The sequence below is a fragment of the Polluticoccus soli genome (genome assembly GCF_029269745.1).
In the GTDB taxonomy this organism is placed as follows: Bacteria; Bacteroidota; Bacteroidia; order Chitinophagales; family Chitinophagaceae; genus Polluticoccus; species Polluticoccus soli.
On record NZ_JARJHT010000002.1, the window covers coordinates 346,746 to 370,209 of the forward strand.

Here is a 23,464-nt window from a genome sequence, read left to right on the forward strand (position 1 = left end):
CTATTTATGAAGAAAGTATTATTGTTTTTTGCTTTTACGGCACTGGGTATTGGAATGGTAAACGACAGCTATGCACAACGCGGCAAAATAGGTTTGGGGCTTCGTGCTACTCCTGATGGAGGTGGCTTTACTGGTAAGTTTTTTATTGACCCCAACCTGGCTATAGAAGCACAAATGAATGCGGGCGGTGTTTTTGGTTTGGAAGGCGAAAGCTTTAATGTGGTCGGCCTTGCAGAGTATCACATCACATTACCTGATCCGTCCTGGCGTATATTCTTTGGCGGTGGTATGCACTTCGGTGTGTGGGACCGTGGCCGTTGGTATAGCAATCGCGAAGGACGCTGGGTTGACGACCATGAAGGTATCTTTGGTATTGATGGCATTGGTGGAGTTGAATACAATTTCAAGAACATACCGCTGGGCTTGAGTGCAGATTTTAAACCTGCCATCAACTTCCTGAGCGACGTCGATTTCTTTCCGCACAACATGTTTGGTGTTGCCGGAAGGTTTTACCTAAACAGGTAATGGTTAGCTAATATCGAATTGTGAACGCCGGCGATGCCGGCGTTCGTTTTTATATGATACAGAACCATTACTTTTGATTAAAATTTGCAACTCATGAAAAAAGGTACTCTTGTTATTGTAATACTACTTGCCATATTGATGATAGGCGGTTGCATGACCTGTAACCTGCAAAAAACATTGGTGAACCAAGATGAAAATGTAAAATCCAAATGGGGAGAAGTGCAGAACCAGTATCAACGCCGTTCAGACCTGGTACCTAATCTTGTGGCAACAGTAAAGGGTGCAGCTGCACACGAAAACAAAACCTTGACAGATGTGATCAATGCCCGCGCCAAGGCAACTTCTATACAAGTAGATCCTGATAACCTGACACCTGAAAAGGTACGTGAGTTCCAACAGGCGCAAGGAGAGCTAAGCGCAGCGCTGGGACGACTGATGGTGGTATCAGAAGCTTATCCTCAGCTGCAGGTGAACCAAAACTTCCTCGCACTGCAAGATCAGCTGGAAGGTACAGAGAACAGGATCACTGTAGCACGCAAGAACTATAATGATGCAGTGCAGGAGTACAACGTACAGGTGAGAACCTTCCCGAACAACATATTTGCCGGTATGCTTGGTTTTGAAAAACGCGGCATGTTTGAGGCAGAGCAAGGCGCACAAAAAGCACCGCAGGTTCAATTCTAGATTTATGGGATTATTCCGTAAAAAAAAGCCACTACTTCCTCCTGAAGACCAGGAGAAGGTAGTGGTTTGTATACAAGATGCCGAAAGCAAAACGACTGGTGAGCTTCGGGTATTTCTTGAAAGCCGCTGTGCCTACGTGGATGCCATGGATCGTGCAAGGGAGCTATTTGCTGGCTTGCGTATGCACGAGACGGAGCGCCGGAATGCAGTATTGGTGTACATGGCCATAGACGATCAACAGTTTGCAATCATGGGTGATGAGGAAATATATAAGCAAGCTGGTGGTCCGTTGTTTTGGCATAATGCCGCCGAACAGTTTAAAGCTTACCTGAAAGAAGGTAAACTGGCTGATGGTCTTTGTGTTTGCGTTAATGAGCTGGGTAAAGCCCTGGCGCAGCATTTTCCGTACGATCCTTCAATTCCTCATAATGAGTTGCCCGACGAAATAGTTTTTGGTAAATGATGATAGAGCTTAAGCCTGTTTTTTCAAGATGTGTGTTAGCGCTATGGGCATTGCTCGTGGTTTCATTGCCTGTGCTTGCACAAAGCGATAAGGATTTTCCAGCAAAGCCAAGCCCAGCAAGGTTAGTCAATGATCTGGCCGGTGCTATGAGCCCTGGTGAACAGGCTCAGCTTGAGCAAAAGCTGGTGGATTTTGATAAAACTACATCGACGCAGATAACGATCGTAACAATCAAAAATCTTGGTGGTTATGAGATAGCGCAATATGCTGTAGAGCTTGGCAATCGTTGGGGTGTAGGTCGCAAAGGCAAGGATAACGGTGTTCTGGTATTGGCTTCGCTTGATGACAGAAAGGTTAACATCTCAACTGGCTATGGTCTTGAAGGCGCGCTGACTGATGCGACCAGCGGTCGTATTATCCGCAATGAGATCGTCCCGCAATTCAAGAAAGGGAATTACTATGAAGGTTTCAGTAGGGCAGCTGACGCAATTATAGCGGCTACTAAAGGAGAATATACCAACGAAGAAGGCGATGCTGATAGAGGTGATGGTAAAGGTGGCTTCCCGATAGGGCTTATCATCTTCATTGTTATCATCTTATGGTTGGCCAGTCGGGGCGGTGGTGGTCGCGGTGGCGGCGGCTACATGAGTCGCAGAGGCTATCGTGGCTGGGGCGGACCATTTATCGGAGGTGGTTTTGGTGGCGGCAGCTTTGGTGGCGGAGGCTGGAGCAGCGGTGGCGGTAGTAGCGGTGGTTTTGGAGGCTTCGGTGGCGGCAGTTTCGGTGGCGGCGGTGCCAGCGGAAGCTGGTAGAAATATCACTAAAATTTAACGTGGCTGTTCAGATTCACCCGCAATAATTTCGATTACTTCGTCGTTAGGTAGATCGCTAAGAAACTCTACCTAAACCGATGATGCGGGCGACCCTCTTCTTGCTACTTTCTGTATTGCTATTCAGCCTGCAACTGGATGCACAACAGGCTCTTTGGGTGACGCAACTGGCCGGCGTAGGCGATGCCGACAGCCGCGCATGTCGAGTAGCTCCCAATGGTAATGTTTACCTGGCAGGTAGCTTCTCGGGCACAATGGATCTGAATCCATCTCCTTCTGTTTATAATGTTACCAGCAATGGCCAACGCGATATCTTTCTTGCATGTTATTCTGCGGGTGGCGCTTTCATTTGGGGCTTTAGCATTGGCGGCGCTGATAACGATGTTGTCAAGAACCTTGCGGTAGATGCAAATAGTAATGTTGTTGTCGTAGGGCAATACCGTGGCTATGGCATCGATTTCAATCCAGGCGCCGGCGTTAAAAATCTGAACTCTGTTGGTATTGCCGATGGGTTTGTAGCAGTCTACAGTAACAGTGGCATTTTTAAGTGGGCAAATACCATCGGTGGTACCACCGAGTATGATGATGCTCAATCAACAGTTGTCGATCAATCGGGAAATATCTATGTAGCGGGGAACTTTCACAGCGTTATGGATATTGACCCAAGTCAAGCAGTAAGCAAATTCTTAAATAGCAGCTTTGGCACTGCATTCCTAATCAAATACAATTCATCCGGCCAGCTGATATGGGGATTCAATTTTGCAGGAGGTGGTAACGCCGGAGTAGACAATGCCGTATGGGCTATGCAGACAGATAATAAAGGTTTCCTCTACCTTGGCGGTTGTTATACAGGTAATAGTGATTTTGATCCATCATCATCCGTCGCGTCGTTGACGGCAAGTGGTGTGCACGACGGGTTTATTGCTAAGTATAGTACCGACGGCATTTTTCAGTTTGTAACAGACGTAAAAGGAGCTGCCAGTGAACAGGTGATCGACCTCGTTCTTGATGACGGCGACATATACTCAGTAGGTTACACCGAAAGCAATTCCATGAAATTCAGTGGGACTACAGGTACGGTCTCAAGGCCTTCTGGAAGCGATAAGGCGAACATATTTGTTGCACGGTATGATAACAATGGTGAGGTTAAGTGGGGGCATATTTTCGGTGGAACTGATGTTGATTTCGGGTGGGGCATAGCTGTAGCAAACGGGTTTGTTTATTGCACGGGTTATTTTCAGAATGGGGTAGATTTCGATCCATCAGCGAATACAGGGAACCTTTCTTCCAATGGTAAGAATGATATTTTCCTGGCGCGTTACGATCTAGATGGAAATTATATATGCTCGTTCAATATTGGTGATGCGGGAAATGACAATGCTTATAAGCTTGCTGCTGACCCCTCTGGCAATCTCTACATTTGCGGCTATATATCTCCCGGCAATGTCGATTTTGCGCCATTCTCTTCAATCCTTAATATGAGCAGTACCGGCGGTACCGATGTGTTCCTGGCAAAATACGATTGGAGCAATGCATATAATCCACCATCGGGATACCTGGTAGGGGATACTGTATGCGAAGGGGATGAAGTCTTTTTGCAGTTTATAGCTACATCGGGTTCCGGACCATTTAGGATCACTTATACAGATGGCACAACAGTGTTTACAGAATCCATTTTGGAGAGTGGAGAAAAATTTGCTGTTCCGGGAGGGCGTGCCAGTAAGTCTAAGCAGTACAAACTCACTCGAATAAAAGACAATTCGCCATGCACACCTCCCGGTGAGCCGAACTCAAACGCCAGTATCTGGGTTAATCCAAAACCTTATGTAGAGGTTAGTAACGATACAACTGTATGTCCCGGAGCCTCTATTCAACTATCTGGAGGTGGTGGTGTGAAATATCTTTGGATCCCTTCGACGGGACTGTCGGATGATAAGAGTTCGAAGCCATTGGCAACAGTACATGAGACGACGAAATATAAACTCGTCGTTACAAACGAATACGAATGCGCTGATACAGGCGTCGTCACTGTGTCGATAAGGCCGGCTGATTTTAAGGTAAAGGAGATCAATGATGTGTGTATTGGTGACACCATACAGCTGAGTGCTTCTGGCGGCGATGTATACCTATGGTCGCCTGTAGATTCGCTTTCTGTTGGTAATAATCCACTTCCATATGTATGGGTGAAAAAAAGCTGCGATTACATAGTGTATATTAAAGACACTGTTTGTGGCCGTGAAGCCACGTTGAAAGCGAGGGTTGAAGTACATCCATTGCCGGATGTACAGATATATATAGCAAAGGACATGGACTGCGGTCTTGACTATGCGCAGCTGGGTGCAACCGGTGCCTTGACTTATAGCTGGCAGCCCTCAGAAAGCCTGACGGATCCTCAAGCACAATTTACTCATGCCCGGCCAACGGCAAATACGGTATATATAGTATCGGGCACAGATAACTGGAGCTGTCAGAACTTTGATTCTGTTGAGATCAAAGTGTTTACCGGTAAAGGCCGGTTGTTTGCCCCCGATGCCTTTACGCCTAACCTTGACGGCAAAAATGACTGCTATCGCGTTCATATACCCGGAGAGGTTACGAACTACGAGCTCTCGATCTCGAACCGCTGGGGACAGGAGGTATTCCACTCCAACAATTTTTCGCAGTGCTGGGATGGCACTGTTGGAGGGCAATTGGCTGAGTTAGGGACATATTTTTATTTCTACAAGGCTAGGTCGAGTGTGTGCGACGATCTGTTTGGAAAAGGCTCGCTACAGCTTATAAGGTAGTTTTTTATCATTTGTATGCTGCTGGGCTAACTGTCATTTTATTTGAATGGTGGTTGCCCCTTTGGGCATTTATTCACTACCTTTGCCCAACTTTTCAAATTATTCCGGATAATGTTGCGTGAAGCCCGTATCAGAGCTAAATGGCACTTGTTCTTATTATCTCGCCTTAGGGATTATGCCCAGCTGCTGAAACCCAACCTGAGTATTATGGTTGTTTTCTCTAGCGTAGTGGGCTATCTACTAGCTCCGGGTGTACAGTTCAACTGGTTGAATGTTGTCATCCTGTTTGTAGGTGGCGTACTTGTTACGGGTGCAGCCAATACCATCAATCAAATACTAGAGCGTCACAGCGATGCGTTTATGAAACGCACGATGTCGCGTCCTATGCCTGATGGCCGTATGGGTACTGGTGAAGCCTGGGCTCTTGCTGTTGTTGCAGGGGTATCTGGAGTCTGGTTGCTGGGCCATTTTTTCAACCCACTTGCTGGTTTGCTCAGCCTTATTTCTTTGCTGTTATACGCCTTTGCTTATACGCCGATGAAAAAGATCCACCCGGTGGCGGTGCTTATCGGGGCGATCCCTGGTGCATTACCTCCGCTTATAGGCTGGGTAGCTGCTACTGGTAGCCTGGGTATAGGTGGCTGGATACTTTTCATGATCCAGTTCTTCTGGCAGTTTCCACACTTCTGGGCAATTGCTTGGGTAGGATACGAAGATTACCTGAAAGCAGGTATCCGCATGTTGCCTTCCAATCAGGGAAGAACTCGTTTTACTGGTCTGCAGTGCATGTTCTATAGCATAGTATTGGTACCAATGGCTATTATGCCACGTATGGTAGGCATCACTGGTAATGTTGGTATGTGGGTCACAATGGCTTGCGGTGTGTTCTACTTCATTGCGTCTGTTTACTTTTATATACACAACGATCATAAATCGGCTAAAAGAGTGATGTTCTCGTCGTTCATATACCTGCCAGTTGTGTTGTTAGCTTTATTGTTTGATAAACTTTAATTTTTCTTGATTATGGAAGGGGCCGTTTCATCAGTGCAGAGAAAGAAAATTCACCCGCACAAATTTGCTTTATGGATAGCTATTGCCAGCATCGTAATGATGTTTGCAGGGCTAACAAGCGCCTACATTGTACGTCAGGCACAAGGTAACTGGAAGACGTATTCGCTTCCGAACACTTTCTGGATATCCACCGTGGTGATACTGATGAGCAGTGGCACTATGATGATGGCGGTAAAGGCATTCAAACAACGATATATGCCACGCTACCGTATGCTGATGATCGTTACGCTGATACTTGGGTCACTATTCGCCTTATTGCAATACATTGGTTTCGGGCAGTTGAATGATAGCAACATCCATTTGAACGGCAATCCTAGTGAATCCTTTCTGTTTATTATTGCAGGATTACACTTATTGCACATTGCGGGTGGCATTATTGCATTATTAATTGTATTTTACCGCGCCTCTAGAACAAAGGTGAAAATTTACAATGCTACCGGGCTTGAAATAGCAGCCACCTACTGGCACTTTATGGATGCATTGTGGATTTATTTATTTGTGTTCTTTCTGGCAAATCAATAAAGTATTTTCGAAATTCGCACCCAAATTCACAGCAACAGTAACTTAAATTAATTTATGGCACATTCAGCTACAGCAGCAGCGGAAACAAAAGTATGGGGTGGTGGACGCTCACCGTTTAACGTGAGCTACGGGAAGATGATGATGTGGTTTTTCCTGCTCTCAGATGCGTTCACGTTTGGCGCATTCCTTATCTCTTACGGTACTACGCGTTTCTTTAGCGCTGTATGGCCAGATCCTAACCACGTATTCCACGCATTCCCGTTCATGGGCCATGCAAACCTGCCGCTTCTGTTTGTGAGCTTGATGACCTTCATCCTGATCATGTCGTCGGTAACGATGGTACTGGCAGTACATGCGGGTCACTACGGCGATCGCAAAGGCGTTATCAAATGGTTGCTGTTCACCATTATCGGTGGTATCTGCTTCCTTAGCTGCCAGGCATGGGAATGGACGCACTTGCATCATCAAGGTGCATGGTGGGGTTCTTTCACAGACTCAAGCGCGCCGCTGTCTGGCATCGAGCAATTCTTTAACATGAAAGATCCGAGGGTTACAGGTCCGCTGGCAGCACATGGCATGCAGGCTACCCACGATTTTTATAACTACTTCTTTACCATTACCGGTTTCCACGGTGCGCACGTTGCCAGCGGTGTGGTACTGCTGTGCCTGGTGTTGATCAACTCAATCAACGGTACTTACGATCGTCGTGGCCACTATGAAATGGTTGAGAAGATCGGTCTTTACTGGCACTTTGTAGACCTTGTTTGGGTATTTGTATTCACTTGCTTCTATCTGTTATAATCACAACTAAACTAACTACTGGATAATGTCACAGCATCATCATACAGAGAATAACATTCAGCACCTGTACGAAGGAGATCAGTCGAAACTGTACTCAGGTGTTATGCAACACCACACCGACATCAGCTCTGCGGAAAGCAGGAAGCAAGTTGGTCGTATCTGGAAAGTATTTTGGATACTCCTCGCCGTAACTATCGTAGAGGTAATCCTTGGTATGTTTTTCAGCTACAGCATACCTAAAGGTTTCCTGAACTCGATGTTCCTTCTGCTTACTCTTTTCAAAGCAGGTTATATCGTGTCAGTATTCATGCACCTTGGCGATGAAGTAAAGAGCTTCCTCATTACTGTGCTGATACCTTTGACACTGTTTATTTGGTTTATTATCGCATTCCTTGCTGACGGTGGCTTCTGGTTGCACATGAACAGCACTGCACCAATGCGTTAATATTTAAGAGGATAAATGAGCAGTAAAGGATCTAGTAAAAAACTGATTTTAGTACTATTGGCGATAGCGGTATCTGTTGGGGTACCGCTATCGATGTTTTTAACGGCGAAGTATCTGAAGGTAGATAAGATAGATCTGCCCGATTACTACCTACCCGAGGGTGTTCAGACTCGCGTGGAAGATGGCAAAACAGTCACCGATACAGTTTATCACCAGGTAAGTGATATTACGCTCACCAACCAGTTGGGTAACAAGGTTTCTTTGAATAAAGATCTGGCTGGTAAGGTTGTGGTGATTAATTTCTTTTTTGCCCGCTGTCCGTCTGTATGTCCAAAGCTCACGTCAAATATGATCCTGTTGCAGAACGCGTTTCGCAAGAACCCAAAGGTGCGTAATGAGCTCGAACAGGACGTCCAACTCGTGTCGATGACGGTAAATCCTGAACACGATTCATTCCCGGTTTTGCGGGACTACGCCGATCGTTTTAATGTGAATCACGATCATTGGTGGTTCCTGACCGGTAGCAAGCAGGACATTTATAATTTTGCCCGTAATGAATTACGTGTATCAGTGCAGCCAACGGAAGGCGGTGTCGAGGACTTTATTCATACCGAGAAAATTGTCCTGATAGACAAGGATAGATACATACGCGGCTATTACGATGGACTTGATAGCGCAGATATAAAGCGTTGTGCCGAAGATGTGGTAATTCTAACATTGGAAAAGAAGCACAAAAAAAGATAAGAGTTCCTCACCAGTTTGAAAGTATTAGAGATGCTTAGTCCCATAATTCAAAAGAACGATAAGCAAGCACGTTTGCTGATCCTAACTGTTTCGTTCGTGGTTTTTGCAGCCGTTGTCATTCTTTCTAAAGTAAAACTGGAAGTTGACCTTGGGTTTGATGTGCACATCTTTGCCCTTGTCAATGCCGTGATCAATTCTGCTGTGTCCATTTTGCTTGTCGCAGCGTTTGTTGCCATCAAAAACAAACAGTACATCGCGCACAAAAATCTCATGTTGACAGCAATGTTGCTGTCTGTCGTTTTTCTCGTGTCTTATATTGCCCATCACCTGCTGGCCGGCGATACGAAATACGGTGGCGAAGGGACTATACGCTATGTTTATTTCATCATCCTGATCACCCATATCTTCCTGGCTGCGATCATTCTTCCGTTCATCTTGTTCACCGCCTACCGCTCACTGACCGGCGAGTTCGAGAAACACAAAAAACTGGCTCGCTATACCTTCCCATTATGGTTGTATGTTAGCGTTACCGGTGTGCTGGTTTACCTGTTCATTTCGCCATACTATAACTGATTTGGCTGGTTTTATCTAAAGAACTAATTTTAGATTATGAGAAAAAGGCTGCTGATCGTGTTGATGTTGATAGTAGCGGCTCCTGCGGTATATGCACAGGGGTGCGCTATGTGTACCAAAACAGCTTCGGAACTGGATAATAAAAGTGCCAAAGGGCTAAATGGAGGTATCCTATACCTGGCCGCTTTGCCGCTTGCTATTATGGGTACAGTGGGCTTCATTTGGTGGAAGCATAACAAAGGCCACTAGCCAGTCGCTGCCTTTTTCGGGAAACGTTGATCAAAACACACTTCTATATGAAAAAGGGCTTCTATTTATTTATCCTCCCGCTAATTCTTGCTGCAAGTGCTTCATGTAAACACCAGTTCGTGAAAGGTACTGGCGCATCAGCTACTGAAACGCGCAATGTTCAACAATTTACAGCCGTATTGGTAGAGGCTCCTATAAATGCCATCATTACCGTGGATGAACACCTGGCTGCCAATGCTGTTCAAATAACTGGCTATAGCAACCTGCTACCACTTGTCAAAACAGAGATCAAAGGGAATAAGCTGCGTGTATACACCGATGAAGGCGTGCACTTTGATACAGACAAAGACATTGAAGTGAAAATTAGCATGGCGGCAATTTCCAGCCTTGAAATAACAGGTGCCGGTGAGGCCCTGGTGGCCGGCAATGTAAAATCCGACAAGTTTGACCTCGACATAACTGGCGCCGGCAATGTTACTATCGACAATATCAACAGCAATACATTTATCGCTGACCTTTCCGGGGCTGGCAGCCTGACGGTAAAGAATGGCATGGTTGATCGTGCAGTGTATGATGTGACGGGTGCAGGAGAAGTAACGTCCTTTCCGCTAAAAGCGAAACATGTGGAGGCAAATGTAACCGGCGCAGGTGATGTGGAAGTGCATGCAACAGACAAGTTGAATGCCGACATCACCGGTGTAGGCAGCATTAGCTATAAGGGTCATCCGGCCATCACACAGAATGTTACCGGCGCGGGTAACATTGAGGATGCTAACTAATTCATTACTAGAATATAGCAACATTAACATTTCAACCTCGGCAGCTATGGCGATTTTTTAGTAAATTGAAATGGCTAAAATGATGTTCTATGCTCAGGAATTTGTCAATGCGCTTGTTTTTAGCAGTTTTATTAATTACCGGCGGCTACGATCTAGCCGCAGCGCAGAACGATCCTATCGAGGGTTTTTGGTTTAACGAGGAGAAATCTGCTAAAGTACATATTTACAAAGGCCATGATAACCGCTTCTATGGCAAGGTGGCCTGGCTGAAAGTGCCAACTAGAGATGGTAAACCTAAAGTTGATGCGCACAATCCAGATCCCAATAAACGAAGCAGCCCGATAGTGGGGCTTGTGATTCTGAAAGGTTTTGAAAAGGATGGGTCGAACGCCTATGAAGAGGGTACCATCTACGATCCCAAAAGCGGCAAAACGTATTCTTGTAAGATGACTCTCGACGGAACTACGCTCGATGTTCGGGGATTTATAGGTTTTTCGATGATCGGCCGGTCTACAAGATGGTTTCGTGCCGATTAACCCAACTATTACATGGCGAAAAAAAGTGCTGGCATCTTGTTGTATCGCTATAACAATAAGGAGCTTGAATGCCTGTTAGTACATCCCGGCGGACCTATGCACGTACGGCGTGACCTCGGTGCGTGGTCGATACCCAAAGGTGAATACGACGAAGGAGAAGTGCCGCTTTTAGCTGCCAGACGTGAATTTGAAGAAGAGACAGGCTACAAGCTCTTAGGGGCTGATTTTATGGCGCTGACGCCTGTAAAACAGAAAAGTGGCAAATGGGTTCATGCCTGGGCCGTAGAGGGAGATTTTGATACATCAACCCTTGTAAGCAATACATTTCCACTACAGTGGCCGCCGCGATCAGGCAAATGGCAAGACGTGCCTGAGGTAGATAGGGCAGAGTGGTTCTCCGTTCATTTGGCTATCGAAAAGATCATCCCTGCACAAGCTGCATTGATACTCGAGCTACTCCAAAAACTTGGAGGTTAGCGGCCTGTTGCGAACTCTTGCGTCCAGTAAACACCACTTACGCCTACTCCCATTTCGGTAAATGTGCCGTTCATGATGTTCTTGCAGTGTCCTTCGCTGTTCAGCCATGCTTGTATCACGTCTTCTTCGCTTGCATAGCCGACCGCGACGTTTTCTCCATAGGCCTGCCAGTTGTAACCGGCGGCCGTTATTCGCTGCCCCGGATCTGAACCATTGGCTCCTGTATGCGACAGGGTATTGTTCTGATTCATCCAATTGCTATGGCTCACTGCAGCGGCTTCCAGTTTATCATTCCATGTTACCGGCGCAACCGCAGGATAGAATGTGTTTCCGCAGTTGCAACCTTTAGCACGTGTACTGTTTACCAGTTCAAGCAGTTTTTGCTCGCTGGCGGTTGGCGTGGTGTTGGTGCCACCCGGTGTGGTAGGTACTGGGTTCAGGTTATCATCGTCTTTGGTACACGATGCCAGCGAAATGAATGTAAAAACTATAACGACGTAAATAGAATGTAACAGCGTCCTTCTCTTCATATACTTGTTATTAATAGCTGCAAACGCGGCAAAAAACAAATGCCTTCGTGCCAATATTTTGTACTAACAAAATGATAAAAAAAACCACTTGCATTTTGCAGGTGGCTTTCACACTATTACGAAATAAGATTACCTCCAATATCCGCGTTTCCAACTATACCCCTTGCCGTGTTTGTGCCACTTGCCCGGTGTATAATATGCATGCGGGCGTGGTGCTTTTGCCCAATAACCTCCGCGATAAGCATAGCCTCTGCCTCTTGGTGCCCAGTCCTCGGCTATCCATACATAGCCGGGTCTCGGTGCCGGCCGATACATGGCCACTCTGCGCGGCATCGGCGGACGGATGTTGACGATGATTTGTGCTTTACTCTCTGCAGCAAACAGTGTTGCTGCCAACATGAACAATGCTATCTTTTTACTTGCCAAATTCATAACAGTCTCCTTTGTTTAGCTGTTGATTAGATGGCCAGTACAGTTCGAGGTTTAACCGGCTGACTTATTTTTATTTATGTTCTGTCTAAGTGCTTCAAGCTCTTCTTCTGCTTTTCTGCTGCTCACCAAACGCCGCATTTTTTTTCCATGATGTTTGCGGGCCTCGTCGATGGAATGGGATGTGTAGATGTTGGTTTCTTTTTCGGCTAACGCCGAAAGCTCAACATAAAATTTTTTAATTGTTTCCAACTCTTCCTCCGTCAGGTCTTCGCTATCTATCAGCCTGTTGCTGGCGTTTTTGCTGGCTGCTATCAGCTCGTTCAGTTTCAGGTGTAAGGCAATGGTGTCTTTATTTTGCGATTGCTGAATAATGAATACCATCAGGAAAGTGACAATGGTTGTGCCGGTATTGATGATGAGCTGCCAGGTATCGGAGAAGCCGAAGATGGGACCTGTGAGTGCCCATATCACGATAACAGTTAACGCGATGATGAACGCCAAAGGGCTGCCCGTGGCCTTTGTTACCTTATTCGAGAACTTGTCGAATATGTTATACAGCTTGTTTCTGTGCTTTACTTCCATGATAAAAGCGGCATGTCGCCGCTTTTATCATTCAAAAAAACTATGCCGTTGCAAAGGCTTATCTACTGGTTATTAGTTTTCTATGCTTGTAAATTCTTCAAGCTCCTTCAGGTTGTCGGTTATTTGACGGATACTGCTCATGTACACTCTCTGGTAAACCACAAGCGCCACCGGTATGCCAACTGCCACACCAATAAGTATCTTCGGGAGGTGAGGTGTTATGTTGTCGAACAGGTTGACGCCATTTATCCAGTAAGAAACAACAGCGAAAACTGTAACTATGACAACAGGGAACAACGCGATTGACCACGCACGTTCTTTTGCTATCAGCAACCGGAACCTGCTAATACGGCCTACGGTTTCAGTTACCGGCTTGCCCAAGTCTGTTTTTGATAGATAGCTAACCTTATACAGGCTGAATACCAGGCTGGCAGCTATGAATAACAAGGTGAATGCGTAACTGATCATTAATCCTGTGCCTTCAAGTTGTCCGCCCATAGGTACAAATATGAGCAGAAGTGCAGCGCACAACGCCGCGCCGAGGTATTCCGCGCCAGTCATTTTTTTCATTGCAGAAGCAGATCTTTGTTTCAGCATATCGCTGATGATCCTTTCGTTCAGCAGGCGGTTTTGTTTTAACTCACGTTCGTGTTGCTGCCAGATATTTTTCATTTCTTCCAGGTCCATAAAAGCTGTTTTAATTATCTGAATAATGGTTGCGCTTGCCTGCGCAGTTTTTCTTTAATGCGGTTGATCTTCACTCCAACGTTACCCGCTGTCAGCCCCAGTATTTCTGCCATTTCCTGGTAGCTTTTGTCTTCCAGGTATAGCAGCATCAAAGCCTTTTCTAGAGTAGGTAATTGACTGATGAGTTGATGAAGCATTTTGTATTCTTCATTCCGGTATTCTATCGTGTTGTCGGCTATCTGGTACAATAGCTCATCCTGCGATCGGGTCGTAATAGTCTTATACTGCTTCCGTTTATGACTAATGGCCGTATTCAACGCCACGCGATACAGCCACGTGCTTATTTTAGCCTCCTCTTCTTTGAATCGTGCATAGCCCTTCCATGCCTGCAATACTATTTCCTGGAACAGGTCACGTCGGTCTTCGGGTTCTGACGCATACACAGAACATACCTTATAGATCAGGCGCTCATTTTCGGCTATCATGCCGGCAAAGGCTTTTTCTATGTTTACCCGGTGGTTCATGCTCTATTTATCGTGGGATGCTGCACTTTATTACGCTGGCTGCAAAAAAAAGTTTTAGCTAAAAGCAAAGGCGGCCAAGTGGCCGCCTTATATCGTTATTCGTATAGTTGTTACTCTTCGTCTTCTTCTTTTGCAGGTGCTTTCTTGAACAGGTCGTGCTGCCAGGCTTCCATGCCGCCCTTCATTTCGTATACTTGCCTGAAGCCGGCTTTGCGCATGTGCTCTGCCGCTTCAGCGCTGCGATTGCCTGACCGGCAATACACGTAAACTGGCTTGCTCTTGTCAAGAGCTTCCACTTCCTCATCGAAAGAATCGCCTTTCCAGTCTATGTTGATCGCCTTATCCAGATGTTCCTGGTCGTATTCTTCGTCTGTGCGCACATCTACCAACTGAACTTCGTTGCTAGCCAGCGCTATTGAAAATTCCTTAGGAGAAAGCTGGAAATTCTTTTGCCCATAGCTGCAGGAGAATATGGTCAGAAGTACCGAGGTCAGTATAGAAAGCCTGAACTTATTTGAAAGCATAACTGGACGATTTGCTGATTTATATCTCCAAAGATAAGTCACTGACCAACAGGGTTTATCATCCGACATTAAAAAGCGATAAACTAATTGCGATGCATTTTTAGATTATTTATACTTATCCTAATAAACTAATATGAATAAGCTGTTCACTATGCTGATATGTGTACTGGTATTTGCCGGTAAAAGCTATGCGTAGCAAATATTCTGTCCATACAACCTTAACTTTGAACAAGGGGTATTGGCGGGCTGACAGTTTGACACTGGCAGTTGCTGCCCGATAGCGATAGCTTCTTCACCGTTGTGTGGCCAGATCATCAAGACGGGAGAAGTGCAGCTGGTAAGATAAGCACACTCTAGTCGTGACAGGTGTTTCCCATTACGTCTGCCTTTATAAGGCATTTTTTCGACTGACTGCCGGGTTCTTTACCGTCGTAATAATGACTGTCTGCAAGTATGAAAATGCTGCCGCTTGTCAATGATGTTACGCCTAAACCTAAAATGTCGGCTGTATTGCCGAATTGTTGCTTCCATACTTCCGCGCCAGCGTTATTGAATTTGGCAAGCGTCATAGTACGATATAGAGAAGCAGGACGTTGATTGGAAAGTTTCAAAACGCCGTCAGCGATCTTATAAGTTATCTCATTAGCTGGTACTTTCGTAGTGTCTTGCGGAACATTTGTAGAATGAGATAGAAGATTTCCTGTTTGTTTGTCGATTTCCATTGCTATACCATAGTTGCTGCTTTTGTTGAATGGAGCTTGGGCGTATGCCGTTGCCCTGATCTTATCGCCATCAAAACGTACGCGGAACACATGATTTACTAATAGCGTATCTTCTACTTTGCTATACGTTTGCCTCCAAACCACCTGGCCCTGCCTGTTTAGTTTTATGATATAGCCTTTTGCTTTAACGTAGCTGTTTTCAATACGCTCCGACAAGTTTTCGCTACCGGCAAAATAAAAATAACCATCGTCTTCTGCTCCAAATTCCCACTGTACTTTGTCGTCGGAAATTTCCCAGAGTTTGTCACAGTTGGTGTCTACAAAAACTACCTTTTTTGCCACATCGCGAGCATACGCTATCGTGCTTCTGTCACTTGTTTTATAAATGTTGAAATAGCCGTCAAATGAAACCTCGGTTTTTTTCAGGAAGTTAATGTCCTCATCAACCTGCGCCGAAACAAACGTTTTTGCGTTGGAGAAGTCAAGATAATCGATATAAAAAATGCCGGCATTTTTTTGGAAGAAGGTGCCGTAATAACCATCAAAGGTACCGGCGCGTTTTTCCCATAGCAACTTTCCGGTCGTGTCTAGTTTCTTAAACCAGAAGCCCTGGTTAGATCGCGTGCCGTTGTAGTTCATAAAAGGCAGCAGCAGTTCCTGCCGGCTTGTGGCATAAATGGCGTCTGCCGCAAGCTGATCGTACAGCTTTATAAAGTATTTGTTGTCGCACGAAACCGGCGTAGTCGCTGGCGGAATTTCAACCGGGATATCGTGTTTTTTGCAGGCGGAAAATGCAGCCACGATAAAAGCAAGGGTCAATAGTCGTTTCATAAGTAAGGTGTGATACGAGAGCGTAAACCAAATTTAGTGCCAGTCTGGTAGAAACTGTTTTCATATTCAGGAAAACTTCAACCCTGCGGTATAGATTTTGTGTCGCTGTGGTTACTTAAACGAAGCATATGCGTCCTCTTATAGCAAAATCACTGATCATCACAGGTTTAGTTACTGCGATGACTGTAGCACAAACCTCAGCCTATTTTAAAGACGACAACAAAGGCGTCACTACCAGGAACTTGAGGGAATTGCCTAAGAATATCTCGCATGATGAACTGATAGCTATCATGCGTAATATCAGCGTGGCGCTAGGCGTCAAGTGTGGCTATTGTCATGTGGAAACACCTGGGCAGTTTACACCCGAGGGGCATCCGGTTACCAATTTTGCTTCAGATGATAAAGTGACAAAACGCATTGCGCGCCGCATGATGCGGATGACCAAAGACATCAATGAGAAGCTTGATGATATGGGCGATCATGAGTTCGAAACCATCCAATGTGCTACGTGCCACAGGGGGCATCAACACCCGTCTGAGGGGCTTGATTCTATGTTTCGTAGCCCGGCCGGTGCACCGTCAAGGAGATAGATGGTGTTTTAACAATTCTTGAAGCACTATTTAACTAACCATTGTCAGCGATGTTGCGATAGTCGTAATAACTTCGAAGAAATCGTGCACTATGATATTGAGGAGTTTAGCTGCTGTAGGTGTTTTATTGGTATTGATGTCTGCCGGATGGCGTACCGATTTCAGCAAAGCAAAGGACGCGGCCAGGGCCGAGCATAAGCTGATACTACTCAAGTTTTCAGGTTCAGATTGGTGCCTGCCTTGCATCAAGATGGAAAAGGACGTCTTCGCAAAAGATACCTTCCAGCATTTTGCCGATGAGAACCTGGAGATGGTGAATGCTGATTTTCCGAGGCTTAAAAAACACGAGCTGGACAAAGCAGTTGTAAAGCAGAATGAAACGCTGGCCGAGCAGTATGACAAGACCGGCCACTTCCCTTACACGGTATTGTTGGATGCTGATGGCAAGGTTTTAAAGACCTGGGATGGATACCAGGGTGAAAAGCCTGAGGAGATGATCCGGGAGATCCAGCTATATGCACACGCTCACTAAAAAAGAATCTAACGATATGGTTGCCCATAAGCGCGGAATGCGGCTTATGGGCAGTTTTTTTGTGATAACCGTTGTCGCTGGGTCAGTAAATGAGGCTGACGAGCATATTGACGCTGCTGTTGCAGAGATCAGTCGCATCGAGAGCCTGCTGACTACTTTTCGGGATACCAGCCAGGTGAATGATATCAACAGGCAGGCGGGCATAGCACCCGTACAGGTTGATAGGGAGGTGTTTGACCTCGTGACCCGTTCTGTACGAATATCTGAGTTAACTCAGGGCGCTTTTGATATCACTTATGGCTCGGTTGATACACGTTTCTGGAATTTTGATACCACCATGACTGCTCTGCCCGATAGGGAGACAGCTAAAGCGGCAGTGAGGCTGATCAATTACCGCAACGTTGTTCTCGACGGCACAAATTCAACCATCTTTCTGAAACATACAGGCATGCGCATTGGTTTTGGCGGTATAGGCAAGGGCTACGCTGCGGAACAGGCAAAAAGGTTGCTGATAAACAGGGGAATACAGGCCGGCGTGGTCAATGCCTCCGGTGACCTCGCGGCATGGGGCTATCAACCTGATGGTAGTTCGTGGACGATAGGCATTGCCGACCCTGACAATAGGTGGTTGCCATTCTCATCCATCGCTATTACAGGAATGGCGGTGGCCACCTCGGGCAACTACGAAAAGTTTGTAGAGATCGCCGGTAAGCGCTATTCACACACTATTGATCCAAAAACAGGATTCCCAGTTTCCGGAATAAAAAGTGTCACAATTATTTGTTCTAATGCAGAGTTGGCCGATGCGCTGACTACACCCGTAACTATAATGGGAGTGGAAGCAGGTTTAGATATGATCAACCAGATGCGCGACATTGCCTGTATCATCATAGATGACGATGGCAGGATTTTTACATCAAATAATATAAAGCTTGCTGTTGATGCTTAAGCTGTACTTTTCGATCGTCTGTATTTTATCGCTGGTTACCGTTTCATCCTGTGCATCCGTAAAGGAGTATCAGAAACAATACCTTAACGATTCGGAGATGGAGTTGTCAGCACGCAAAACAGAAAAGTTTGAAAATAGCTTCCAATCATATAGGGAAGGCGCTTCCGGTGCTAACGGTGGAAAAACCGGCGGTGGATGCGGATGTAATTAAATGAAACGGCAATGAGAAAGTTGTCACTCCTGCTGCTCGCACTTCTTTTTAAGACAGTTGCGGTTTTTGCACAAAACGATAGTGCTGTATACCAGAAACGTAAACTGAGTATTAGTGAGATAAACTTTGTCTCCTCGTACTACTGGCAGGACGGCAACAACTCGGCCGTTACAGGTGGCATCGGCACAGAGCAACTTACTGACTTTGCCAATACCCTAGAGCTGAAGCTTACGGGAACCGATGGTAAAGGACGGCAACATACCCTTGCCGGAGAGATGGGCATCGACCACTATTCTTCAGCTTCTTCCGATAAGATCGATCCCGCTACAATTTCATCAGCCTCGCATGCAGATACCCGTTTCTATCCTTCGCTTTCTTATACTTTGAATAACGATGCTAGGGGAATTAGAGTAGGGGGGAACCTGTCATTTTCTACGGAGTTTGACTATACTTCTTTTGGTATTGGTGCAAACTTTGCCAAAACCTCCGCCGACAAGAATCGCGAGCTGGCTCTGAAGTTGCAGGCCTACTTCGACAGTTGGAGTGTTATTTATCCTGTTGAGCTACGCGCTAAGTATGGACAGAATGGCAAGGTTTCAGGTCAGCACGATCCCAGGGACTCTTACAGCGCTTCCCTGTCGTTTGCACAAGTCGTCAACCGGCGTTTGCAGTTTGCTGTGCTTGCGGATTTGATCTATCAACAAGGATTATTGGCTACTAACTATCAGCGGGTATATTTTACCGACAACAAGCATGATATAGAACGGTTGCCGGATACCAGGTTCAAACTGCCGCTTGGTCTGCGCGGAAGCTATTTTTTAGGTGATAGGTTCATACTGAGAGGTTTCTACCGGTTCTATTGGGATGACTGGGGAATCACTGCTCATACAGCCAGTCTTGAAGTGCCCGTGAAGATAAGCTCCTTCTTTTCCATCAGTCCTTTTTACCGGTACTATACCCAAACAGCCGCAGACTATTTTGCACCGTTTGGTGTGCACCAGGTTAATGAGGTCTTCTATACAAGCGACTACGATCTGTCAGCATTTGCCAGTCACTTCTTTGGCGCTGGCATTCGTTATACACCTGAGAATAGCGTATTCGGCATTAAGCACCTTTCATTGCTGGAACTTAGGTATGGCCATTATACCCGCAATACAGGCCTGCATTCAGATATAGTTACGCTGGCGCTTGGATTTAAATAGCCGCCATCACATTGTTCACCACGCGGTCGCAGCGGGTAAGATAGAAGCTAAATACCTGTTCGCTTTTGTAGTATTGATTCAGTTTATCGCGTAGCATGGTCTTGGCGCGGTTCAGGCGCACTTTTACATTGCTTTCGCTCAGATCCAGCGCTTCCACCGTTTCAGCTACACTCATGTCTTCCATTTCGCGCATCACGAACACGAGGCGGTATTTTTCGGGTAGCTCCAGTAGCGCACCTTCCAGTACCTGTGCCAGTTCCTTATTCATTGCGACATTGTCTGGTGCCCGGTGGTCACTCGCTACGTTTTTCATACTGAGCTCATTTATGCTGTCAAAAGCGGTCTTTTTCTCTTTCTTTAAAAACTGCAGGCATTCGTTGATGAAGATGCGTGTAAGCCAGGTGCCGAAGCCAGACCTGTTTTGAAACTGCCCCAGGTGCTCGTAGGCTTTGATATAGGCGTTCTGCATCAGGTCTTCCATTTCAGCATCACGCTTTACGTAAGTCATGCCTATGCGGTACAGCCTTGGGTTGTACTTGCGGATGATCTTTTCGTAGAGCTGCTTCTCTCCCGAAAGTACCAGGCTAACTATTTCTTCATCAGTCAGTTCAGTCCTCTCTGCCGCGGTCGTTGTCTGCATATACCTTTAGATTTCGTGAGGCACAAAAGGTTACAAATTATTATTGGTAAGATTTTTTTGTAACCAATACGATCATTTTTACTCTAATTAAAATACAGGCTGCAATAGCCTGTGATGTTTAACCAAAATTACGCATTATGTTGTACACCATTATTGCTGTTTTCGCACTGGCGGCCATTCTCGGCATGACACTGCTGTCTTACGTCCTAAGGAGTAAAGAAACGCCCAAAGCACTCATGATCTTTCACGGCTTATTCGCCGCAACCGGTCTTATATTGCTGTTGTCTTATGTGTTTGGCAATAGTCCCGGTCCTAAAGAAAGCGCCATACTGTTTGTTATAGCAGCTTTAGGGGGCGCTGTGTTAGTGACCAAAGACCTGACCGGCAAACCCATACCTAAATGGCTGGCAGTAACACACGGTTTACTAGCTGTGACGGGTTTTATACTGCTGCTGGTGTTTACGTTTGGGAATGGTTAGAAACCAGTGAAATCAAATATCGGTCATTCTCAATACCAGATGTTAAGAAAAAACCGCTATTGCATACAGTTACTGATTGCAATAGCGCTTTTACTATAAATCGGTTTTCCGTTTACGACAACATTTTCTCAATCTTCTTAAACACCTCCGCAGCAGGTTTGTTCTCCCACATCACTTCGTAAAGGCAGGTGGCCAGAGGAATGTCTATTGCGTAGGTCTTTGAGATGGATTGCATGCCGCGGGCTGCATAGTAACCTTCAGCCACCATGTTCATTTCCAGTATAGCGCTTTTTACGGTGTAGCCCTTGCCCAGCATGGTACCAAACATACGGTTGCGGCTGTGTAGCGAGTAACCCGTCACAAGCAGGTCGCCCAGGTAGGCGCTGGTGTGGAAGTCAGGTCGTTCGTTTGATGGGTGCACCTTTTCAAAATGCGCATCCAGGAAGCGGTACATTTCGCGGTAGCAATTGGTGATGTACACGCTCAGGAAGTTATCACCATAATCCAAAGCATGCGCCATACCGGCGCCAATAGCGTATATATTCTTCAGCACGGCAGCAAACTGCGCGCCCCAGATATCGTGATTGAAAGTGGTGGAGATGTAGCTGTTGTTAAACGCATTCGCCACAGCTCCTGTCAATTCATCGTTCAAGCCTGAAAATGTGAGGTAGGAGAGACGTTCATCTGCTACTTCTTCGGCGTGACAAGGACCTGTAATAGCCACATAATTCTCCAGGTCAAAACCGGGGTGGAGCAGCAGGTAGTCGTTCAGCAGCAGGTTGCAGTCAGGCAAGATACCTTTGATAGCAGAAATGATCTTCTTGCCTTGCCAAGCACTCTTGTCAATGCTCTCAATGGCCTGTTGCGCATAAGCAGACGGCACAGCGATGATCAGCGTCTGGCATTCACTCACTACTTTAGCCAGGTCATCGGTCGGCATGATGGTCTCCGGCATAAAGCGCACTGAAGTGAGGTAATGCGGATTGTGATGGCGATCTTTCAGGTATTGTACCGATTCGCCATTGCGTACCCACCAGTATATCGGTGTGTTGCTATCCGTCAATATCTTGGCCAAAGCTGTTCCCCAGCTTCCGTTGCCTATAATGCCTACCTGCCCTAGAGTATTCAATTCTTGTCGATTAGTTGGTTATTTGATGTTGATGGGTTGACGGGTGCATGTTGTATTACTTGTCTTCGTCTTTCGATTCAAACAGTTTTTCCTTCTTCGTGATCGCTACATTCGATTTGTCCTTCAGTGTCCTCGCTATTGCACCGTAGGGTGCTATTACTACTTCATCGCCTGCCTTTAGTCCTGAAATGATCTGTATGTATTGGTTGTCCTGAATGCCGGTCTGTACGTCACGGGTTACAACTTTCTTCGTCTTAGCATCATACACAAACACCACCTGCCTGATCTCTTCTTTAATGCCTTTTGCTTCGTTGGCTTTCTTCACACTATCTGGCCAGTCGCGGGTTGTAACCGCATTTACGGGAACAGAAAGGATGTTCGGCTCTTGCCTCGTCTGTATCTCTACCGATGCTGACATACCAGGTTTGAACACAAACTCACCGTAGTTGAGGTTGGTTTCGAGGTCGGAGTAGGTATTCGAGATGATCAGGATATGTACGGTATAGTTAGTCACCTGGTCGGTGCTCATTTGCGCGGCTGCACTACCTAAACCTTTGCTCGATACGCTGATCTTCGATACCACGCCTTTGAACTTCCTGTTGCGGTAGGCATCGGCCTCTATCATTGTTGTGTCGCCGATCTTTACCTTGGCTATGTCTGTTTCACTAACATCTACACGCACCTCGATGCGGCCCATGTCAGCAATGGTGAGCATATCAGTACCTGCCATCTGCGCGGTACCTACTACGCGTTCGCCCAGCTTTACATTCAGTTGAGAGATGATGCCCGATGTGGGCGCAAATATGGTTGTCCTCCTTAGGTTTTCTCTTGCCTGGCTCAGGCCTGCAGATGCACCCTGCACGCTATACTGTCCGCCCGAGATATTAGCCTGTGCGGCATCGTAGCTGGCTTTCGCACCAAGGTACTGCGCTTCTGCCTGCTCAAACTCCATGGCTGATATCACCTTGTCAGCGTAGAGTTTTTTGTTGCGGGTGTAGTTGGCCTGCGCCTGCGCAAACTGTGCTTTGCTTTGTGCTGCCATCTCGCGGGCATTACTTACACGGGCACGTGTTTCTTCTACCTGTGCCTCGGCCTGGCTCACTACCGAACCATAAATATTGGGGTTGATGCGCACCAGCAGCTGTCCTTTGATCACGCTGTCACCTTCCTTCACTGTTAGCTCTATTATCTCACCACTCACCTCCGGACTGATCTTTACCTCTGTTTCAGGATAGATCTTGCCACTGGCGGTTACGGTTTCGGTAATGGTATGCAGCGCCACTTTTTCAACAGCCACTTTAGTGCCGCTGTCGCCTTTCGTTTTGCCAACGATGATCAATATGACCAGCAATGCCACAAATCCGCCGATGATCCACCACAGGGTTTTCTTTTTCATTTATGGTTCTTGATGTGTG

The 23,464-nt window shown here is 46.2% G+C and carries 31 protein-coding genes; 21 read left to right on the forward strand and 10 right to left on the reverse strand.

What is annotated here, in order from left to right:
• Window positions 1–6: 6 nt before the first annotated feature.
• The 15 genes from P2W83_RS12150 to P2W83_RS12220 all read left to right on the forward strand — a co-directional run bounded on the left by P2W83_RS12150 (window position 7) and on the right by P2W83_RS12220 (window position 11,485).
• Window positions 7–525, forward strand: a complete 519-nt coding sequence (locus P2W83_RS12150) for a hypothetical protein (protein ID WP_276134010.1) — start codon at window positions 7–9, stop codon at window positions 523–525.
• Between the two features lie 93 nt (window positions 526–618).
• Entirely contained in the window at window positions 619–1,209 is a 591-nt protein-coding gene (locus P2W83_RS12155) for a LemA family protein (RefSeq protein ID WP_276134011.1), read from the forward strand.
• Window positions 1,210–1,213: 4 nt separating this feature from the next.
• The gene (locus P2W83_RS12160; protein WP_276134012.1) at window positions 1,214–1,672 is read left to right on the forward strand and encodes a TPM domain-containing protein; all 459 of its coding nucleotides are present in this window, start codon (window positions 1,214–1,216) and stop codon (window positions 1,670–1,672) included.
• Complete coding sequence (locus P2W83_RS12165) at window positions 1,669–2,484, forward strand: TPM domain-containing protein (RefSeq protein WP_276134013.1); 816 nt, start codon at window positions 1,669–1,671, stop codon at window positions 2,482–2,484. Before P2W83_RS12160 ends, P2W83_RS12165 begins: the two co-directional genes overlap by 4 nt.
• Before the next feature lie 98 nt (window positions 2,485–2,582).
• Entirely contained in the window at window positions 2,583–5,288 is a 2,706-nt protein-coding gene (locus P2W83_RS12170; protein ID WP_276134014.1) for a T9SS type B sorting domain-containing protein, read from the forward strand.
• A 111-nt stretch (window positions 5,289–5,399) separates the two neighbouring features.
• Window positions 5,400–6,299 (forward strand): heme o synthase, encoded by a 900-nt coding sequence (gene cyoE, locus P2W83_RS12175; RefSeq protein WP_276134015.1) that lies wholly within the window; start codon window positions 5,400–5,402, stop codon window positions 6,297–6,299.
• 12 nt (window positions 6,300–6,311) lie between these two features.
• Window positions 6,312–6,881 carry a cytochrome c oxidase subunit 3 gene (locus P2W83_RS12180; RefSeq protein WP_276134016.1) on the forward strand — a complete coding sequence of 190 codons (570 nt, stop codon included), beginning with the start codon at window positions 6,312–6,314 and terminating at the stop codon, window positions 6,879–6,881.
• Between the two features lie 54 nt (window positions 6,882–6,935).
• The gene (locus P2W83_RS12185; RefSeq protein ID WP_276134017.1) at window positions 6,936–7,682 is read left to right on the forward strand and encodes a cytochrome c oxidase subunit 3; all 747 of its coding nucleotides are present in this window, start codon (window positions 6,936–6,938) and stop codon (window positions 7,680–7,682) included.
• A 25-nt stretch (window positions 7,683–7,707) separates the two neighbouring features.
• Window positions 7,708–8,127, forward strand: coding sequence for a cytochrome C oxidase subunit IV family protein (locus P2W83_RS12190; protein WP_276134018.1), 420 nt, complete (start codon window positions 7,708–7,710; stop codon window positions 8,125–8,127).
• A gap of 15 nt (window positions 8,128–8,142) precedes the next feature.
• The gene (locus P2W83_RS12195) at window positions 8,143–8,871 is read left to right on the forward strand and encodes an SCO family protein (RefSeq protein ID WP_276134019.1); all 729 of its coding nucleotides are present in this window, start codon (window positions 8,143–8,145) and stop codon (window positions 8,869–8,871) included.
• Between the two features lie 30 nt (window positions 8,872–8,901).
• Window positions 8,902–9,444, forward strand: a complete 543-nt coding sequence (locus P2W83_RS12200; protein WP_276134020.1) for a DUF420 domain-containing protein — start codon at window positions 8,902–8,904, stop codon at window positions 9,442–9,444.
• 36 nt (window positions 9,445–9,480) lie between these two features.
• Window positions 9,481–9,693 carry a hypothetical protein gene (locus tag P2W83_RS12205; protein WP_276134021.1) on the forward strand — a complete coding sequence of 71 codons (213 nt, stop codon included), beginning with the start codon at window positions 9,481–9,483 and terminating at the stop codon, window positions 9,691–9,693.
• A 47-nt stretch (window positions 9,694–9,740) separates the two neighbouring features.
• Window positions 9,741–10,472 (forward strand): head GIN domain-containing protein, encoded by a 732-nt coding sequence (locus tag P2W83_RS12210; protein ID WP_276134022.1) that lies wholly within the window; start codon window positions 9,741–9,743, stop codon window positions 10,470–10,472.
• 89 nt (window positions 10,473–10,561) lie between these two features.
• Complete coding sequence (locus tag P2W83_RS12215; RefSeq protein ID WP_276134023.1) at window positions 10,562–11,008, forward strand: DUF2147 domain-containing protein; 447 nt, start codon at window positions 10,562–10,564, stop codon at window positions 11,006–11,008.
• A gap of 12 nt (window positions 11,009–11,020) precedes the next feature.
• Entirely contained in the window at window positions 11,021–11,485 is a 465-nt protein-coding gene (locus tag P2W83_RS12220; RefSeq protein ID WP_276134024.1) for an NUDIX hydrolase, read from the forward strand.
• On the opposite strand, the gene P2W83_RS12225 is transcribed toward P2W83_RS12220, so the two are convergent.
• From P2W83_RS12225 to P2W83_RS12255, 7 genes are all read right to left on the reverse strand, one after another.
• Window positions 11,482–12,015, reverse strand: a complete 534-nt coding sequence (locus P2W83_RS12225) for a CAP domain-containing protein (RefSeq protein WP_276134025.1) — start codon at window positions 12,013–12,015, stop codon at window positions 11,482–11,484. The two genes, P2W83_RS12220 and P2W83_RS12225, sit on opposite strands and share 4 nt — an antisense overlap.
• A gap of 129 nt (window positions 12,016–12,144) precedes the next feature.
• A complete protein-coding gene (locus P2W83_RS12230; RefSeq protein ID WP_276134026.1) occupies window positions 12,145–12,447 on the reverse strand; it encodes a hypothetical protein in 303 nt (100 codons plus the stop codon).
• Window positions 12,448–12,498: 51 nt separating this feature from the next.
• The gene (locus tag P2W83_RS12235) at window positions 12,499–13,029 is read right to left on the reverse strand and encodes a low affinity iron permease family protein (RefSeq protein WP_276134027.1); all 531 of its coding nucleotides are present in this window, start codon (window positions 13,027–13,029) and stop codon (window positions 12,499–12,501) included.
• A 72-nt stretch (window positions 13,030–13,101) separates the two neighbouring features.
• Window positions 13,102–13,716, reverse strand: a complete 615-nt coding sequence (locus tag P2W83_RS12240) for a hypothetical protein (RefSeq protein WP_276134028.1) — start codon at window positions 13,714–13,716, stop codon at window positions 13,102–13,104.
• Between the two features lie 14 nt (window positions 13,717–13,730).
• Window positions 13,731–14,240 (reverse strand): RNA polymerase sigma factor, encoded by a 510-nt coding sequence (locus tag P2W83_RS12245; RefSeq protein WP_276134029.1) that lies wholly within the window; start codon window positions 14,238–14,240, stop codon window positions 13,731–13,733.
• Window positions 14,241–14,350: 110 nt separating this feature from the next.
• Complete coding sequence (locus P2W83_RS12250) at window positions 14,351–14,764, reverse strand: rhodanese-like domain-containing protein (RefSeq protein ID WP_276134030.1); 414 nt, start codon at window positions 14,762–14,764, stop codon at window positions 14,351–14,353.
• Between the two features lie 353 nt (window positions 14,765–15,117).
• A complete protein-coding gene (locus P2W83_RS12255) occupies window positions 15,118–16,317 on the reverse strand; it encodes a hypothetical protein (RefSeq protein WP_276134031.1) in 1,200 nt (399 codons plus the stop codon).
• A 128-nt stretch (window positions 16,318–16,445) separates the two neighbouring features.
• On the opposite strand from P2W83_RS12255, the gene P2W83_RS12260 reads away from it, so the two are divergent.
• The 5 genes from P2W83_RS12260 to P2W83_RS12280 all read left to right on the forward strand — a co-directional run bounded on the left by P2W83_RS12260 (window position 16,446) and on the right by P2W83_RS12280 (window position 19,801).
• Complete coding sequence (locus tag P2W83_RS12260) at window positions 16,446–16,907, forward strand: c-type cytochrome (RefSeq protein WP_276134032.1); 462 nt, start codon at window positions 16,446–16,448, stop codon at window positions 16,905–16,907.
• 91 nt (window positions 16,908–16,998) lie between these two features.
• A complete protein-coding gene (locus P2W83_RS12265) occupies window positions 16,999–17,439 on the forward strand; it encodes a thioredoxin family protein (protein WP_276134033.1) in 441 nt (146 codons plus the stop codon).
• Window positions 17,423–18,388, forward strand: coding sequence for an FAD:protein FMN transferase (locus P2W83_RS12270; protein ID WP_276134034.1), 966 nt, complete (start codon window positions 17,423–17,425; stop codon window positions 18,386–18,388). Before P2W83_RS12265 ends, P2W83_RS12270 begins: the two co-directional genes overlap by 17 nt.
• Window positions 18,381–18,599 carry a DUF4266 domain-containing protein gene (locus tag P2W83_RS12275; protein ID WP_276134035.1) on the forward strand — a complete coding sequence of 73 codons (219 nt, stop codon included), beginning with the start codon at window positions 18,381–18,383 and terminating at the stop codon, window positions 18,597–18,599. Before P2W83_RS12270 ends, P2W83_RS12275 begins: the two co-directional genes overlap by 8 nt.
• Before the next feature lie 11 nt (window positions 18,600–18,610).
• Window positions 18,611–19,801 carry a DUF3570 domain-containing protein gene (locus P2W83_RS12280; RefSeq protein ID WP_276134036.1) on the forward strand — a complete coding sequence of 397 codons (1,191 nt, stop codon included), beginning with the start codon at window positions 18,611–18,613 and terminating at the stop codon, window positions 19,799–19,801.
• Here the strand turns inward: P2W83_RS12280 and P2W83_RS12285 are convergent.
• Window positions 19,794–20,441 carry an RNA polymerase sigma factor gene (locus P2W83_RS12285; protein ID WP_276134037.1) on the reverse strand — a complete coding sequence of 216 codons (648 nt, stop codon included), beginning with the start codon at window positions 20,439–20,441 and terminating at the stop codon, window positions 19,794–19,796. The two genes, P2W83_RS12280 and P2W83_RS12285, sit on opposite strands and share 8 nt — an antisense overlap.
• 137 nt (window positions 20,442–20,578) lie before the next feature.
• Here P2W83_RS12285 and P2W83_RS12290 point away from each other — a divergent pair, with 137 nt between their 5' ends.
• Window positions 20,579–20,920 carry a hypothetical protein gene (locus tag P2W83_RS12290; protein ID WP_276134038.1) on the forward strand — a complete coding sequence of 114 codons (342 nt, stop codon included), beginning with the start codon at window positions 20,579–20,581 and terminating at the stop codon, window positions 20,918–20,920.
• 112 nt (window positions 20,921–21,032) lie between these two features.
• Here P2W83_RS12290 and P2W83_RS12295 read toward each other — a convergent pair whose 3' ends face one another.
• Together P2W83_RS12295 and P2W83_RS12300 are read right to left on the reverse strand one after the other, a co-directional pair.
• Window positions 21,033–22,049 carry an NAD(P)H-dependent glycerol-3-phosphate dehydrogenase gene (locus P2W83_RS12295; protein WP_276134039.1) on the reverse strand — a complete coding sequence of 339 codons (1,017 nt, stop codon included), beginning with the start codon at window positions 22,047–22,049 and terminating at the stop codon, window positions 21,033–21,035.
• A gap of 55 nt (window positions 22,050–22,104) precedes the next feature.
• Window positions 22,105–23,445 carry an efflux RND transporter periplasmic adaptor subunit gene (locus P2W83_RS12300; RefSeq protein WP_276134040.1) on the reverse strand — a complete coding sequence of 447 codons (1,341 nt, stop codon included), beginning with the start codon at window positions 23,443–23,445 and terminating at the stop codon, window positions 22,105–22,107.
• Between the last annotated feature and the right edge of the window lie 19 nt (window positions 23,446–23,464).